This is a genomic window from Pseudomonas sp. 22490 (genome assembly GCF_052044465.1).
GTDB lineage: Bacteria > Pseudomonadota > Gammaproteobacteria > Pseudomonadales > Pseudomonadaceae > Pseudomonas > Pseudomonas aeruginosa.
Genome location: NZ_JBQENS010000023.1, coordinates 92858 through 106629, shown reverse-complemented (window position 1 = coordinate 106629; position 13772 = coordinate 92858). Strand labels below are relative to the sequence as shown.

19 protein-coding genes are annotated in these 13772 nt (G+C 63.5%); 7 read left to right on the top strand and 12 right to left on the bottom strand.

The features are described 5' to 3' along the window. Positions 1-9 precede the first annotated feature (9 nt). From ACTJJX_RS23575 to ACTJJX_RS23565, 3 genes are all read right to left on the bottom strand, one after another. Entirely contained in the window at positions 10-306 is a 297-nt protein-coding gene (locus ACTJJX_RS23575) for a TIGR03745 family integrating conjugative element membrane protein (RefSeq protein ID WP_227507244.1), read from the bottom strand. A gap of 85 nt (positions 307-391) precedes the next feature. Next, positions 392-625 (bottom strand): TIGR03758 family integrating conjugative element protein, encoded by a 234-nt coding sequence (locus tag ACTJJX_RS23570; protein ID WP_023102482.1) that lies wholly within the window; start codon positions 623-625, stop codon positions 392-394. Continuing rightward, positions 622-978 carry an RAQPRD family integrative conjugative element protein gene (locus ACTJJX_RS23565; RefSeq protein ID WP_023102483.1) on the bottom strand — a complete coding sequence of 119 codons (357 nt, stop codon included), beginning with the start codon at positions 976-978 and terminating at the stop codon, positions 622-624. The genes ACTJJX_RS23570 and ACTJJX_RS23565 overlap by 4 nt, the downstream gene beginning before the upstream one ends. Before the next feature lie 343 nt (positions 979-1321). Between ACTJJX_RS23565 and ACTJJX_RS23560 the strand changes: the two genes are divergently transcribed. Continuing rightward, a complete protein-coding gene (locus ACTJJX_RS23560) occupies positions 1322-1690 on the top strand; it encodes a helix-turn-helix domain-containing protein (protein ID WP_049874857.1) in 369 nt (122 codons plus the stop codon). Then, positions 1687-2976, top strand: a complete 1290-nt coding sequence (locus ACTJJX_RS23555; RefSeq protein WP_033938200.1) for a type II toxin-antitoxin system HipA family toxin — start codon at positions 1687-1689, stop codon at positions 2974-2976. Before ACTJJX_RS23560 ends, ACTJJX_RS23555 begins: the two co-directional genes overlap by 4 nt. Before the next feature lie 61 nt (positions 2977-3037). On the opposite strand, the gene csrA is transcribed toward ACTJJX_RS23555, so the two are convergent. The 9 genes from csrA to ACTJJX_RS23510 all read right to left on the bottom strand — a co-directional run bounded on the left by csrA (position 3038) and on the right by ACTJJX_RS23510 (position 9784). Continuing rightward, positions 3038-3235, bottom strand: coding sequence for a carbon storage regulator CsrA (gene csrA / locus ACTJJX_RS23550; protein ID WP_010427565.1), 198 nt, complete (start codon positions 3233-3235; stop codon positions 3038-3040). Positions 3236-3509: 274 nt separating this feature from the next. Beyond that, positions 3510-4259, bottom strand: coding sequence for a TIGR03747 family integrating conjugative element membrane protein (locus tag ACTJJX_RS23545; protein ID WP_146537837.1), 750 nt, complete (start codon positions 4257-4259; stop codon positions 3510-3512). Further along, a complete protein-coding gene (traD, locus tag ACTJJX_RS23540) occupies positions 4256-6421 on the bottom strand; it encodes a type IV conjugative transfer system coupling protein TraD (RefSeq protein ID WP_023102488.1) in 2166 nt (721 codons plus the stop codon). Before traD ends, ACTJJX_RS23545 begins: the two co-directional genes overlap by 4 nt. Positions 6422-6431: 10 nt before the next feature. Next, on the bottom strand, positions 6432-6983 hold the full coding sequence (locus ACTJJX_RS23535; protein WP_023102489.1) for an integrating conjugative element protein: 552 nt from the start codon (positions 6981-6983) through the stop codon (positions 6432-6434). Beyond that, on the bottom strand, positions 6980-7552 hold the full coding sequence (locus ACTJJX_RS23530) for a transglycosylase SLT domain-containing protein (RefSeq protein WP_023102490.1): 573 nt from the start codon (positions 7550-7552) through the stop codon (positions 6980-6982). Before ACTJJX_RS23530 ends, ACTJJX_RS23535 begins: the two co-directional genes overlap by 4 nt. Beyond that, the gene (locus ACTJJX_RS23525; RefSeq protein WP_105608877.1) at positions 7549-8280 is read right to left on the bottom strand and encodes a TIGR03759 family integrating conjugative element protein; all 732 of its coding nucleotides are present in this window, start codon (positions 8278-8280) and stop codon (positions 7549-7551) included. Before ACTJJX_RS23525 ends, ACTJJX_RS23530 begins: the two co-directional genes overlap by 4 nt. Before the next feature lie 18 nt (positions 8281-8298). Beyond that, positions 8299-8946 carry a hypothetical protein gene (locus tag ACTJJX_RS23520; protein WP_023102492.1) on the bottom strand — a complete coding sequence of 216 codons (648 nt, stop codon included), beginning with the start codon at positions 8944-8946 and terminating at the stop codon, positions 8299-8301. Continuing rightward, complete coding sequence (locus ACTJJX_RS23515; RefSeq protein ID WP_023102493.1) at positions 8943-9527, bottom strand: PilL N-terminal domain-containing protein; 585 nt, start codon at positions 9525-9527, stop codon at positions 8943-8945. Before ACTJJX_RS23515 ends, ACTJJX_RS23520 begins: the two co-directional genes overlap by 4 nt. 128 nt (positions 9528-9655) lie before the next feature. Next, positions 9656-9784, bottom strand: a complete 129-nt coding sequence (locus tag ACTJJX_RS23510) for a hypothetical protein (protein ID WP_257719772.1) — start codon at positions 9782-9784, stop codon at positions 9656-9658. Positions 9785-10102: 318 nt separating this feature from the next. Here ACTJJX_RS23510 and ACTJJX_RS23505 point away from each other — a divergent pair, with 318 nt between their 5' ends. The 5 genes from ACTJJX_RS23505 (at position 10103) to ACTJJX_RS23485 (ending at position 13734) form a co-directional block, all read left to right on the top strand. Then, positions 10103-10708, top strand: coding sequence for a TetR/AcrR family transcriptional regulator (locus ACTJJX_RS23505; RefSeq protein WP_023102495.1), 606 nt, complete (start codon positions 10103-10105; stop codon positions 10706-10708). 101 nt (positions 10709-10809) lie between these two features. Beyond that, positions 10810-11838 (top strand): NADP-dependent oxidoreductase, encoded by a 1029-nt coding sequence (locus ACTJJX_RS23500; protein ID WP_146537836.1) that lies wholly within the window; start codon positions 10810-10812, stop codon positions 11836-11838. A 37-nt stretch (positions 11839-11875) separates the two neighbouring features. Further along, a complete protein-coding gene (locus ACTJJX_RS23495; protein WP_023102497.1) occupies positions 11876-12553 on the top strand; it encodes a type 1 glutamine amidotransferase domain-containing protein in 678 nt (225 codons plus the stop codon). 11 nt (positions 12554-12564) lie between these two features. Continuing rightward, positions 12565-12870, top strand: a complete 306-nt coding sequence (locus ACTJJX_RS23490) for a DUF1330 domain-containing protein (RefSeq protein ID WP_023102498.1) — start codon at positions 12565-12567, stop codon at positions 12868-12870. A 33-nt stretch (positions 12871-12903) separates the two neighbouring features. Then, entirely contained in the window at positions 12904-13734 is an 831-nt protein-coding gene (locus ACTJJX_RS23485) for an NADPH-dependent oxidoreductase (RefSeq protein ID WP_023102499.1), read from the top strand. Positions 13735-13772 lie beyond the last annotated feature (38 nt).

Sequence of the window (13772 nt, the reverse complement as noted above, 5' to 3'; positions counted from 1 at the left end):
GCTCGTACCTCACAGAACGCCGGTGGCTTCGGTGAGCAGCCAGATGCCGACGACCAGGAGGACGGCGCCTACCGCGACTGTCAGACCGAACTGGCCCCACGTTTTGCGGCCCGTGTGGATTTCGGCATAGGTGCCGTAAGCGTGATAGCAAACGCCGACGAACATCGATGCGACCACCAGCAAGGCGATCAGCATCACGATGTCGTAGCCGTAGTTGCGCAGCGTATCCATGATGCCCGAGCCCGTGCCGCGCGACGGGTCTTCAAGCGTGGGCAGGCCCTGGGCCTGAGCGAGCGAACTCAGCATGGCAAACGCCGGCAGGGACGCCAGGGCGGCGATGCGTGCGGAGCGGAAGGGGTGCGAAACCGGATTCATGATGTGAGCCTTTGCGTTACGAGAGGAGGAAAAAAGTCAGCACGACGTACATCGCGACAAAACGCACCGCGACGCCGAGGAACTGACGCTGGGAAATCCGCTGCTCCGACCAGCCGACATAGGCGGTACGCAGTGCCCACGCGCCCCACAGCAGCAGGACCGCGAACACAGCGCCGACCAGCACGACGGAGACGGCGGATGGGGTGAAGCCGCCGTTGGCCTGAAAGGCGGTGATCTGGCTGGCATTCATTTCTTCGGCTCCTGTTCGGAGTCCTGTCGGTAGTCGCCCTGCAACGCCGCGGGGTCGCGCGGTTGGGCGCGCTGCGGCGTCAGGTAGTCATTGATGCCGGTCCGCATGCGCTGCAGGTCAGCCGTGAGGCGGGTGTAGTCGAAGTGATAGCGGGCGCGCTCCTGCGATGCGGTCGCAGCGGACTGCTTCGCGAGACGATCGAGCAGGTCCAGCTGGCGAACGACTGCCGCCAGGTGCTCCTTCTCAGTGCTGTCGTCGGCCGCGACTGCCGGTAGAGCCGTCGACAGGCCGACAATCAGCAGTGCTGCGAGCGTGCTGCGCCTTGCAAGTGCCGGGCGGTAGGACCGTGCCATCGTGCATTCCCCGTTGATGCGTAATGGCTTGATGCTGCGGCGGTGAGCGTGTGAAAGCCGCAAACAATGAGAACTGCCGGCTCACCACATTCTTGGGATGCGGGGGATATGCCTGTCCGGACGTGCCCACGTGGTATCGGCCGCTGTCGGCTGTGGGTGCTCGCTGGGGGTCAACAGGGATCGAATGTGGCGTGTTCGCTTGCTCCGGAACCGCTTGCGGAATACCAGGGGGAAAGGTGCTTCCACCGCAGATAAGCATCCCGACAGGAGTGCAAATCTGACAATTGCGCTCCCTTGAGAGCGGTTATTGAAAATTAGGCGGTGGAATGCAATAATCCGCCTCATGAAAACACATAAACCAGATAGTCACTCCGTTGAGAGTGGTAAAGTAGATGTTCCATTGCCGCTGCCTGTCGAGCGTGCTATCCGCAAGCTCGGCAGCGACGTCGCGCTGGCACGCAGGCGCCGCCGGATTTCGCAGGCCTCGCTGGCCGAGCGAATGGGCGCATCCGTGTCCACCGTCCGGCGCATGGAAAAAGGTGATGTGCGCGTGCCCATCCACTTCTTTGCCCGCGCACTGCATGTCTTCGGTGAGATACAGGCGCTGGCTGGCCTGCTGGATACGGCGCGTGACGACATCGGCCTGACGCTGATGGACGAAAACCTGCCCCAGCGTGTGCGTAGCAAGCCGGGCAAATCGGGGGCGCTATGAAATCGGCTGTTTCGATACGTCAGCAGATTCAGGTCTGCATCGGCAAGGCGGGCACGCCAGTCGGCACCCTCGTCTACGTCAAGCAGGGCCGCCGCGAAAACACCACCTTCGCCTACGACCAGAACTGGCTGGCAAACCCGACCGGCTTCAATGTGTCCGCCGATCTCGGTCTTCACGCCGGGTATCAACCGCGCAGGGCACCGTCAGCACATGATTCCGTCTTTCACTTCGCCCTTGCCGATACGGCTCCGGACGCATGGGGACGCAGGGTCATCGCGCGGGACCACGCCAGGCGCCGCAAGGACAACGCAGCGCTCGCCCCGTTGACCGAGCTGGACTACCTGCTTGCGGTTGACGACTTCAGTCGGGTTGGCGCCTTACGTCTGCGCGACCAGGATGGCCGCTATTGTCGGACGGTGGAGGACGGCAGGCGCAGCACACCGCCGCTTCTGGAACTGCAACGCATCTACAGCGCCAGCCGTGCGGTCGAGCAAGGCCAGGAAAGCACCGAGGATCTGCGTTACCTGCAGGGCAAGGGCACGTCTCTTGGCGGCATGCGGCCCAAGAGCACTGTGGTCGACGAGGATGGCGCGCTGGCCATCGGAAAATTCCCGAGCGTGGGGGATACGCGCAGCGTGACACGCGGAGAGGTGCTGGCCCTGTGCCTGGCGCAACGTGTCGGCATCGACGCTGCGCCTGCCCGTATCGTGGAACTCGACGGCATACCGGTCGCGATCATCCGCCGCTTCGATCGCGATGGTGCCGACGGGCGCATACCGTATCAGTCGGCCGCATCCCTGTTGCAGGCTTCGCGCGAAGAGGATCGAAGCTACACCGAGATCGCGGACGTTATCCGCTCGCTGGGACATGCGCCGACCGCCGATGTGCAGCAATTGTGGCGGCGCCTGGTCTTCAACCTGTTGATCACCAATGTGGATGACCACCTGCAGAACCATGGTTTTCTGCATGTCGAACGGGGGCTCTGGCGACTGGCGCCGGCCTTCGACGTCAATCCCTTCCCCGACAAGGACAGGGAATCCAAGACCTGGCTGTCAGAAGAGGATGGGCCGATCACCGATCTTGAGATGCTGCTGGCCCGAAGCGCGTATTTTTCGTTGAGCAGGAGCGATGCACTGGCCGTGCTGGCCGAAGTGCATGCAGCCGTTCTGGATTGGCGGAAGGTCGCGCTCAGTGCCGCGGTGGGGTTGCGCTCGAACGAGCTGGACGATTTCGCGCCTGCCTTCGAACATGAACAGATGTCGCTTGCGAAAACGCTGCTGGGTTGATCGACCCACGAACTGAAAAGAGAAGCAGGCGCAAAATTGCGCCTGTATTCATAGCTTCTGTCTAATAGAGGTTCTTTCCAGAAAGAGCCGAAACTCTTTCGCCGTGAATCCGGTCATAGATTTCCTCTCTGTGAACATTCACGTCCTTCGGCGCAGAGGTTCCGAACTTCACCTGCTGGCCTTTGACCCCCAGGACGGTGACGGTGATATCGTCCCCAATACGGATGATTTCACCGACGCGGCGCGTCAGAATGAGCATTTGCCCTCCTTGCTGGCGTTCTTTTTGTCTGCCGGAAAGGCCATCAATGGCCGGAGGGGAAAGCCCACCAATGACAGCGCGGGCGGATTTCCATGGTGTTGGTCGCTATTCCACTCCGGGCTCCCTATTTTTGATAGCACCGTGTGGAAATTTCATCATGGCAGAAGTATTTCGGTTTTCATAAATGTTTTTGCAGATCAATAATTGAATATTGATCGTTATTGCCGATCAACATTTGCGGACCTGAGTGTCAGTTTGCATCGTGGCAATACACCTATAAATACTTCTTAAAGCTGCTGGCTGTGATGTCCGTCGCCAGTCCCAGCAGCACCGCGCTGGGCAACAGGATGAGCAAGGGACTCACACTCAATGGGAGCGCCAGGTAGATGACCCATGGCAGCACCGCCAGCGGCATCAGCGATGCTTTGGCGCGATGATAGATGAAGCCGGATTCGCGTCCGGCGCCGAAACGGCGGATGTCGCGGCGCACGAGGCCGTCGACCAGCCCGACGAAGGCCGCCATCAGGAACAGCGGCAAGGTGAGCACCATTACCATCAGGCGCACGATGAACACCAGGGTCGTGAACGCCGCGGCGATCAGGTAGCTTTCCACCCAGACATAGGCTTGGCTGATGTAGTAGCGAAAATCCCGCGCTGCGCCATGGCTGGGAGCGCTGGCCTGGTTCGCCGCATTGCGCATCCATTCCAGCAGGCCGGTTTTGACGAAGATCCACTCGTGGGCCTGTTCGACCAGCCAATGGGCAGTGCGCCCCGGCTCCTGTACGAGAGCGCTACGGGTGAAGTGGCCGGAGAGCTGCGCCAGCTCGTAGTCCAGCATTCCCTGTGCGTGCCGCCATCCCTGTTCCGGCCAGAACAGGTGCATGCCCACGCACTCGATGACGATGCACAGAAGGAGCGAGCCGCACAGTACGCCGAAGAGGCGAAACGGCAGCGTGATGATGCCGGCGATCAGCCCCTGCTGGCGGTTCTGCTGGCGTTGCACTGTCGCGGCCGGATCGCTCATGGCAGAGCCGCTTCGTCTTCAGCTGTGGCAATGTGCCGGAAACCGTCGAGAAGGTCGTCCGGCAAGGGCTCATCCTGAAGGCCGGGAAGTCCCTGGTTTTCCCACCAGTCGCCGGCTTCGACGTAGTGCTGACGCATGTACCCGGCGAGTTGCTGTAGATCCCGCGGCATCTCCTCGTCTGGGTCGGGAGCCGGGAGCGGCATGCGGATTTTCCACAGGTTGCCGCCCTCCAGCAATGCGAACGCCTGACCTTTGGGCAGAGACACCACATGCGCGGGTTCGATCAACGGCACGCTTGTCGTGGTGATGCGATCCTGGGTGTTGCTGGTGAAGTCCGTCTGGCCGCGAATATCCGAGCTATCGGTGGCACCGCTCATCAGCGAAGTCGTGTAAACCTCGACCTTGGGAAGCTGTTTGGTCAACAGCTCTGCCGTGGCCGTTTCGCGTACCCGCAGCATGAAGAGATTATTGAAGTTGCCGACGACCTGGCCAGCCTTGGCGCGGTTGCCGATGCGTGCTTCGATATCGCTCAACGTTTGGGTATAGGCCGTGACCTGGAGTCCCGCGCCGCCACCTTTGTTGACCATGGGAATGAACTCATCGCCCATTAATTCATTAAATTCGTCCGCGTGGACGTTGATGGGAATTTTCACCCCGGTAGCCGCGCCGGGAAGGCCGTCATCAATCCCGAATTTGTAGATGTGTCCAGCGACGGATACCAGGTCGCTGAACATCGAGTTTCCGACCGCCGCCGCAACCTCTGCATCCGACAAGGCATCCAGGCCAACGTAAACGACCGCCCTCTTGCGGATGATCTGCATCCAGTCGAAGATCGGCCGCGGGTCGTTCAGGTCGGAATAGTTGGGGGCGAGCAGCTGTGCGGTTTTGCCGGTGGTGAGCTTCTCAAGCAACGGCAACAACGACGCGACGATCTTGTCGAAATAGGTGCGGTCATAACGCACTGCCGACCGCAAGCCATCAAGCACGGGGTCGTACACGCGCACCTGAGACAGATACTGTTCGAGCGCCACCACGCGCTTCTCCCTGCCCATCATGTGACGTGGAGTGTTCTTGTCGTTGATCCGGCCCTCCAACTGAACGATGATCTCCCAGGCCTTCGGCTCATGGATTGCGAAGTAGCGTTGGGCATATTCGATGAACAGCGCGTCGATGTTCACGACATGCCGCTGGATCAGCAGGTAGTCCGGCCGCTGCCCCAGCTCCACCAGGGCCCTGGCGATGATGTTGACGAACCGCCATGCAAATTCACGGAATGCAGCGCTATTGCCTTCCCCGGAAAGCTGCCCGGCGATGCGGGTCGCCACTTCACTGATGCGGCCGAAGCGTCCCACAGCGTTGTAGCGGGCCGAAATGTCGGGCCATCCGAGATGAAACACATAGAATTCGCCCTCACGCCCGGCGCGTTTGGCCTCGACGTACATCCGTTTCAACAGGTCTGCGTCACCCTTTGGATCGAAGACGATGACGACCTCATGCTCACCGGAGGCGTTGCGCCGACGGATGTCTTGCGTGATGAATAATTCGGCCAGGCGAGTTTTGCCGACGCGGGTGGTTCCCAGCACAAGCGAGTGGCCGACGCGTTCGCCGAGCGGCAGGGTGACGTCGATCTCGTGCGGCTCGATGCCGTGCAGGCGTGGCGTGCCTCCCACTGGGGGCAGCTGTCGCGCGGGATTCAATGGGCTGTCCCATGCAATCACCCGAGCGAGTTTTGAAAGCGGAAACGGCGCGAACTCCAGACGCTCTTCGACGCGCCGGGCAAGGCGGTAGATCGGCGTGGGTTCGACGTAGCGCCGAAACTCCGGTCGATAGGTTTGCATCAGCCGGTGAGTGTGGCGTTGATCCCAGCGAAAACCGCGGCCGATAAACAGGCGTTGCCGACTGACCGGCACCTGCCGGCTGGTCATGACATAGCGAGGCAGGCGGCGGATGTTGCGGCGGTATCGCAAGATAGCCATCGCCTCGCGCAAGCGGATGCCGCCGAACACGAGGAATGCCATAGCGCTGGCGAAGCCCAGCAGCGGGCTTAACGCCAGCGACCAGGGTGCCACCATGCACACCAACGCGGCGCCGGCGCAAACCGCAACGGTGTATAGCTCCACCGCTGGCCGCAGCAGCACTTCCACCGCATGAGGCTGGGCCATGATGGCGCACTCACTGCTCGATGCCGGTGGCGGTGATCAGGACCGGGTAATGCCGCAGTCCCAACCGCTGCGCGAGGTCGTCACCCGATACCGGAGACAACGTGAGCTCGGGAGCCAGCTTGCGCAACCCAGTAAGTGTCTCCGCCGATCCGACATTGACCACGAGACCGACGGCGCTGATTTCGTGCAGCGCCGCCTTGCGCTCAATCAGCCAGGCGCGGGAGCGTTTGTCATCACCGATGAGGAAAACGGGTGCCAGGCCTGGTGCCTGGATCACCCTGCGAGGTTCATCGCCGGGCGACAGCCGCTCCGAGCGCACGGGCAGCATATCGGCTTCGCTGAAGGTCTTGTCTGCGGACGGCGGCACAGAGATCCGCGGCGGGTCCGGTTGACCCTGGCGTGGTGGCAGGTCCAGCGCCTGGTAATAAGGCAAGGCCGACCTGCCTCCATGGTCCTCGACCACCACGAGAGGCGGTTGGCCTGCCAGGGCTGGCAGACCACCGGCACATAACAGGGCGCAAAGAATCGGCCTCGCGGCAACGGCAGTGAAGGTATGCTTCATGGGGTATTCCTCCTGGTGGAAGCGTCAGCACGGGAAGGACCGACCACGCGCGCCAGGTGCTGGCTGACGCTGCGCCGGTAGCGCGCGGCGGGAGCGCCGCCAGCCGGGCGGTGATAGCGGCCGATCGCGAGCAACCAGTCTTCGCCCGGCGTATGTTGTTCACGCAGGATTTCGGCCGCGATCGCGAGGTTGCGATATGGATCGAGCAGGTCACAGGGGTGGCTGTAGCGATGCTTCTGATAACCCAGGTTGATCTGAGCCAGTCCCGCGTCGATGCGGGTTGGCGGCACTTCGCGCAACGCTTTGTTCAGCCCGTTGCATGCCTCGGCGTGGCTACCGAAACGGCGGGCGGTTCCAGCGACGTTCAGGGTCCAGGGCCATGGGACCAGTCGGCCACCACGCCGCAAGCCGCTCTCCTGCAGCGCAACGGCATAGAGCACCGGGGACGGAATTTCCGCACGCTGCGCCGCGACCTGGTAGGCAGGAGGCGGTATCTCCTGTGCCCTGGAGAGCGCGGTTCCGGCGATCGAGGCGGCCAGAACTGCAAGCAGGCGTGCATAGCGGTTCATTGCCTTTGCCATTCGCCGCCGATCTGCCGCACGACGGCTGGCAGATCCCCTTGCAGGCCCAGCGACAACCAGCGGCCTGCATCATGGTTGAGGGTGATGGAGCCGCTACGAACACGGGCGGGGTCAATCCGGGCGCGCTTGGCCCAATCGCGGATGCGGGCATCATCCTGGCGGCTGCCGACCATGTAGAGGTCGAATTCAGCCCCGGAGGTCTGCAATTGCTGGACAAGCTGGCCGCATGAGGCACAACCGTCCTTGATGAATACGGCCAACCGGTTCGCATCGCCCGGCACACCGGTTGCGCTGAAAGTCTGGTTGGCCCCCGGCAGATTGACGCGCTGCATGCCCGGATGCAGGCGTTGCCAGGCAGCGTCATAAGCACGCTGGTAAGCCAGTGTTTTCTCGACACGCCGCGCTTCGACCTGAACCTGCAGTTCGGCGTAGCGCCGGCGCTCTTCATCTGAACGCGCCTCGATGCCGAGCGCGGTAAGCGGATCGAGATTGGGGGAAAAAATGCCCAGCGGACCACGCATCACCTCCCGGTAACGTGTCCATTCCTCCAGGCGCAGCCCCCAGTCGCGAGCATTTTTCTCCTCGCTGTTGCTCGCAGTTGTCGCCTGTTCCTGATCAGGTACAGCAGGTGACGTGGACGTGCGGGTGTTCTGTGCTGATACGGGGGAGATGACGCCAACGGCAAGGTTGGTAGCCAGGGCAAGCGAAATGATCATGCGGTTCATCTGGCCCTCCTATGGCGCTACCACGCGAAGAACCTGACCGTTGTTCTGGAACACGGCGGTGCGGTCTTCGATGGTTTCCAGCCGCCAGCCAGCCTCGGATTCACCGGGCCGCAAAACGCCGGTCAGTGGCGAGGAAGCTCCCCTCGCGGGCTGAATCGACAAAAAGCGTTCACCGCCCCGCATTTCGAGACCAACGACCTTGAATGGAGGCACCGCCGCCTTGCGCCTGGAGGCCTGGTTTTTCTGCGCGCGGGTTGGGGCGGGTGCGACCTGAGCGGCTTTCGCCAGGCGGGCTTCCAGTTGCTCGATGCGGCTATGCAACGGGGCAAGGCTCTCGGCCGTCAGCCGTTCGCCGAGGGCCTGCTCGATCCTGGAAGCCCATTGCTCGATGGCCTGACGCTCGATCTCGAATTGCGTGGTCGTCAACATGTCGGGCTGCTGACGCTGCGCTTCGAGCTGCTGACTCAGTTCTGCCAGCCGGGCCTCCAGGGCTGCGACTTGTGTGCTCTGTGCGCTGCCGCCTGCCTCGGTGGCAAGGTTGGACAACGCCACGTGATTCACCACCACTCCCGTGCTGATCAGCAAGACCCAGGTGATGGTGGCCACGCGCAGCAGCGGTACCCGCGACCGACGGGGAGAGCCGGGGATGGTGGTCATGGCCGCACCTCCGTTGTGAGCGGACGTCTTTCGACATGATCGGCAGCCTTCAAGGCTGACTGCGGGGGGGATTGGGTCTGACTTGATGACGGCTGCTGAGCGCGGTTGAAGCAAATTCGGCGAGCGCCATCATCGACTTTCAGATCCCACGCAGGACCTGCTAACGTCAGCAGGGCATCGCGAAGCAGCATCGGCCCCAGCCGATAGTGGGATGCTGGCAGCGGCAATGAGTTGAGTGCGGTGATGTCGCCCACCGGGCAAAGTTGGTAGCCGGAACGCAGCAAGACGTGATGCAGTGCATCGCCCACTGTCGCGCTGCGCGTGTCGGGAATGGAGACATCGACAACCTGCAGCAACAGGTCTTGCTGTGCCGATGCCGGCGCCAGTTCGACCAGCGTGTAACGGCCATAGCGAACGACGGGCACGAATTCCGGATTCGGCTTCGTCGGTGCGATCGCCGGCTTTGCGATCGGGGCGGCCTTGGGCGGAGGCGTTGTCGTCGCGCAGCCGCTCATCAGTACGGCGGCGATCAGCAGGCCGCCGCCCGCCAGACGGCGATGAAAGTGGCTGAGTGGTTGCATGTGTCGGTTCTCTGGGACGTTGAACCGACACCATCGCTGTTGATGGCGGGAGCATCAGCAAACAAAGGGATTTGCTGGCTCTCCCTATTTAAGTCATCTGCGATGTCGCTGCGCAGCCTGGGCCTGAGTCACACCACCATGCGCTGGGTGTCCAGGCCGCCGCCGCGATCGGTGTCAAAGAAGCCGCCGGCCTCCAGCACCTTGGTGCCGACCACGCCGTCGCGGTGGAAGGTCAGCGACTGCAACCCGGAGGCCATTTTCCTGGCTCCCTTGGTAGCGCGTCGCCAGACAGTCGTGGTACCAGAACGTCATGCCCAAGCCGCCAAGAAACGCTAAAGGGGCGGTTCCAGTCCGGGTCAACCCGATTCTTAGCGGCAGAGTGTCCGGATCCGCCGGGGCAGGCACTACAGCGATGCGCGTATCCCGCGTCCATGCAACAAGAGGGCTCCCGATATCGCAAAACTGAAGACATTAGGTTGGAGATGTTCCATTTTTAGCCACTGATCGGCGTGTGATTTGGAGCAGGAGCATTTAAGGACTAGCCGACTGGTCTAATTTGGAATATACTGCATCGCATGACCAATACTACGAACGACGTTCGCCAACACATCCTGACTACCGCGCAAAGCATCATTGGCGGTAAGGGCTTCAGTGCCGTTGGCCTGAATGAAATCCTCCATGCCTCGAGCGTGCCCAAGGGCTCGTTCTATCATTACTTCGGGTCGAAGGAGGCGTTTGGTGAGGCCTTGCTGGAAAACTATTTCACCGATTACCTGGCTGCGCTTGATGCCGTGCTGGCTCGGTCCGACGTGTCGGCCGGGGAGCGCTTGATGGCCTATTTCGAGCACTGGCTGGAGACCCAGGCAACCTGCGATCCGAAAGGCAAGTGCCTGGCGGTCAAGCTGGCCGCCGAGGTCAGCGACCTTTCCGAAGCGATGCGTTCCGTCCTCGATTATGGGACTGCACGCATCATTGCGCGCCTGACCCGTGCCATCGAGGCTGGCGTAGCAGACGGCTCCCTTGCCTCGCAGCCGGATGCCAGCGCCATGGCGACCACGCTGTACCAATTGTGGCTAGGGGCGAGCTTGCGCGCCAAGATTACGCGCGACCGCGTACCTCTTGAGTCCGCATTGACCGCTACGCGTGGGTTGCTGGGGCTGCCTGCTGCGGTCGGCACCTGAAACACCAGTTTTTTTGTCCGGGAGCTATACGACCGGTCTAATCAAGCAATGTATCTGTTTTGTTTGGCCGCCTTTACCTCACATCCTCAAGGAGCTCACTCATGACTGAGATCACCCAGACCCGCATCGTGCTTGCCTCGCGCCCTGTGGGCGAGCCGAAGCCGGAAGACTTCCGGCTGGAGCAGGGGCCGCTGCCTCAATCCGCCGCGGGTCAATTGCTGTTGGAGACGCTCTATCTCTCGCTCGACCCGTACATGCGCGGGCGGATGAGCGATGCACCGTCCTACGCGCCGCCGTGGGAACTGGGCGCGGTGCCGAGCGGCGGCGCGGTGAGCCGGGTGGCGGTCTCGCATCACCCCGATTTTCAACCCGGCGATCTGGAGCTCGGCGATACCGGCTGGCAGAGCCACACGTTGTCCGACGGGCATGGCCTGAGCCTGCTCGACCGCAGCCTGGCGCAGCCCTCGCTGGCGCTGAGCGTGCTGGGCATGCCGGGGTTCACCGCCTACCACGGCCTGCTGAACATCGGCCGGCCGCAAGCGGGCGAGACCGTGGTCGTCGCCTCGGCCACCGGCGCGGTCGGCTCGGTGGTCGGGCAGCTTGCCAGGCTCAAGGGTGCGCGCGCCATCGGCATCGCCGGCGGGGAGGAGAAATGCCGCTACGCGGTGGAAGCGCTGGGCTTTGACGTCTGCCTCGACCACCGTGCGCCTGACTTCGCCGAGCAACTGGCGGCCGCCACGCCGCAGGGCATCGACGTCTACTACGAGAACGTCGGTGGTGCAGTGCTCGACGCCGTGCTGCCGCGACTCAACGTCGGCGCCCGCGTGCCGGTGTGCGGGCTGATCGCGCATTACAACGACACCGGCCTGCCGCCCAGCCCGGACCGTATGCCGCAGCTGCTGGGCCTGGTGCTGCGCAAGCGCCTGCTGCTCCAGGGCTTCATCATCAGCGATCACTACGCCGACGGCTTCACAGCCTTCCAGTGCGACATGGGCGGCTGGGTCGCCGCGGGCAAGGTCAAGCTCCGCGAGGACTTCGTCGAGGGGTTGGAGCGCGCGCCGCAGGCGCTGATCGACCTGCTGGCCGGTAAGCACTTCGGCAAGGTCGTGGTGCGCGTGGCCGGCGCCTGAACCTTTCCATCTTCATCATTCCAAGGAGAACTTCCACATGGCAAACATTCTCGTCGTCCTCACCTCTCACGACCAGCTCGGCGACACCGGCAGGAAGACCGGTTTCTGGCTGGAGGAACTGGCCGCACCCTACTACGCCTTCCACGATGCCGGCGCGACCCTGACACTGGCCTCGCCCAGGGGCGGCCAGCCGCCTCTCGACCCCAAGAGCGACGAACCCGACGCCCAGACTGAGGCCACCCGCCGCTTCCAGTCCGACGCCGACGCGATGAAGGCGCTGGCCAACACCCGCAAGCTGTCCGAAGTCGCCATCGGCGAATTCGATGCGGTGTTCTACCCCGGCGGCCACGGCCCGCTCTGGGATCTGGCCGAAGACCCCGCCTCGATCGGCCTGATCGAGGCGGCGGTCAGGGCCGGCAAGCCGGTCGGTGCGGTCTGCCACGCGCCGGGCGTGCTGCGCCACGCCGAGGGCGTCGACGGCAAGCCGCTGGTCGCCGGCAAGCGGGTGACCGGCTTCAGCAACAGCGAGGAGGAAGCGGTCGGCCTGACCGAGGTGGTGCCGTTCCTGGTCGAAGACGTGCTCAAGGCCAATGGCGGCCACTACAGCCAGGGCGCCGACTGGGCCTCGCATGTGCAGACCGACGGCCTGCTGGTCACCGGCCAGAACCCGGCCTCGTCCGCCGACGCCGCCAAGGCCCTGCTTTCCCTTCTGTGAGGAGTCTGAACATGTCCGCTTATGTGGTTTTCCTGCGAGAACGCACCCTCGACGCCGGCGAACTTGACACCTACGCCAAGGAAGCTCCAGCCGCGCGCGAAGGGCACGACCTGACGCCGTTGGCGTTCTATGACGATTTCGAAGTGCTGGAAGGCCCGACGATCGAGGGCGGCGTGATCCTGCGCTTTCCCGATATGCAGGCCGCGCGCGCCTGGTATCACAGCCCCGCCTACCAGGCGGCACGAGCGCACCGGTTCAAGGGCGCGGAATACCGCGTGGTCCTGCTCGACGGTATCGATGCGCCGCCTGCGGCCTGAGTCGACGCTCCCACACACGCACAGGAATCTGGCATGACATCCCAACAAATTGATCCCGCCACTGCGTGGCAGGCCCGCTACGGGGAGGTTGCCACCCGACCGTTGCCGCCCGTTCCCGCCGTCCTGGCGGCGCTGCTGGCGCACCGCTCGGTGCGCGCCTACACCGATCAGCCGGTCGACGACGAGGCGCTTGAACTCGCCATCGCCGCCGCGCAATCGGCCTCCAGTTCGTCCAACCTGCAGCCATGGAGCGTGATCGCCGTGCGCGACCCCGCGCGGCGGGCGCGGCTGGCCGAGCTGGCAGGCGGCCAGCGGCACGTGGCCGAGGCCCCGCTGTTCCTGGCCTGGGTCGCCGACTGGTCGCGGCTGCGCCGGCTCGGTGCCGCGCAAGGCGTGGCGACCGACGGTATCGACTACCTGGAGAGCTACACCGTCGGTGTGGTCGACACCGCGCTGGCCGCGCAGAACGCCGTGGTCGCCTTCGAGGCCCAGGGGCTGGGCATCGTCTATATCGGCGGCATGCGCAACCAGCCGGAGGCGGCCGCCGCCGAACTGGGCCTGCCGCAGGACAGCTTCGTGGTGTTCGGCATGTGCGTGGGCCATCCCGATCAGGCCCGCCCGGCCGAGATCAAGCCGCGCCTGGCGCAGGCGGCGGTGCTGCACCGCGAGCACTACGACGCCGCGGGCGAGGCGGTCGCGGTGGGGCATTACGACCCGCTGATGCGCCGCTTCCAGCAGGACCAGCAACGCGACGACCGGCCCTGGTCGCAGACGTCATTGCAGCGCGTCGGCAGTGCCGAAGCGTTGATGGGCCGCCACCGCCTGCGCGAGGCCCTGAACGCGCTCGGCTTCGCCCTGCGCTGAAACCCACCGCGTCCGGCTCGTGTCGAGCCGAACGCAAC

Bases quoted from the DNA above. Each gene is read 5' to 3' on its own strand.
- ACTJJX_RS23560 (WP_049874857.1), top strand. From the start codon at position 1,322: ATGAAAACACATAAACCAGATAGTCACTCCGTTGAGAGTGGTAAAGTA.
- ACTJJX_RS23510 (WP_257719772.1), bottom strand. From the start codon at position 9,784: ATGGCCTCCGGGTTGCAGTCGCTGACCTTCCACCGCGACGGCGTGGTC.
- ACTJJX_RS23555 (WP_033938200.1), top strand. From the start codon at position 1,687: ATGAAATCGGCTGTTTCGATACGTCAGCAGATTCAGGTCTGCATCGGC.
- ACTJJX_RS23515 (WP_023102493.1), bottom strand. From the start codon at position 9,527: ATGCAACCACTCAGCCACTTTCATCGCCGTCTGGCGGGCGGCGGCCTG.
- ACTJJX_RS23505 (WP_023102495.1), top strand. From the start codon at position 10,103: ATGACCAATACTACGAACGACGTTCGCCAACACATCCTGACTACCGCG.
- ACTJJX_RS23495 (WP_023102497.1), top strand. From the start codon at position 11,876: ATGGCAAACATTCTCGTCGTCCTCACCTCTCACGACCAGCTCGGCGAC.
- traD (WP_023102488.1), bottom strand. From the start codon at position 6,421: ATGGCCCAGCCTCATGCGGTGGAAGTGCTGCTGCGGCCAGCGGTGGAG.
- ACTJJX_RS23525 (WP_105608877.1), bottom strand. From the start codon at position 8,280: ATGATCATTTCGCTTGCCCTGGCTACCAACCTTGCCGTTGGCGTCATC.
- ACTJJX_RS23485 (WP_023102499.1), top strand. From the start codon at position 12,904: ATGACATCCCAACAAATTGATCCCGCCACTGCGTGGCAGGCCCGCTAC.
- ACTJJX_RS23565 (WP_023102483.1), bottom strand. From the start codon at position 978: ATGGCACGGTCCTACCGCCCGGCACTTGCAAGGCGCAGCACGCTCGCA.
- csrA (WP_010427565.1), bottom strand. From the start codon at position 3,235: ATGCTCATTCTGACGCGCCGCGTCGGTGAAATCATCCGTATTGGGGAC.
- ACTJJX_RS23545 (WP_146537837.1), bottom strand. From the start codon at position 4,259: ATGAGCGATCCGGCCGCGACAGTGCAACGCCAGCAGAACCGCCAGCAG.
- ACTJJX_RS23490 (WP_023102498.1), top strand. From the start codon at position 12,565: ATGTCCGCTTATGTGGTTTTCCTGCGAGAACGCACCCTCGACGCCGGC.
- ACTJJX_RS23570 (WP_023102482.1), bottom strand. From the start codon at position 625: ATGAATGCCAGCCAGATCACCGCCTTTCAGGCCAACGGCGGCTTCACC.
- ACTJJX_RS23500 (WP_146537836.1), top strand. From the start codon at position 10,810: ATGACTGAGATCACCCAGACCCGCATCGTGCTTGCCTCGCGCCCTGTG.
- ACTJJX_RS23535 (WP_023102489.1), bottom strand. From the start codon at position 6,983: ATGAAGCATACCTTCACTGCCGTTGCCGCGAGGCCGATTCTTTGCGCC.
- ACTJJX_RS23520 (WP_023102492.1), bottom strand. From the start codon at position 8,946: ATGACCACCATCCCCGGCTCTCCCCGTCGGTCGCGGGTACCGCTGCTG.
- ACTJJX_RS23575 (WP_227507244.1), bottom strand. From the start codon at position 306: ATGCTGAGTTCGCTCGCTCAGGCCCAGGGCCTGCCCACGCTTGAAGAC.
- ACTJJX_RS23530 (WP_023102490.1), bottom strand. From the start codon at position 7,552: ATGAACCGCTATGCACGCCTGCTTGCAGTTCTGGCCGCCTCGATCGCC.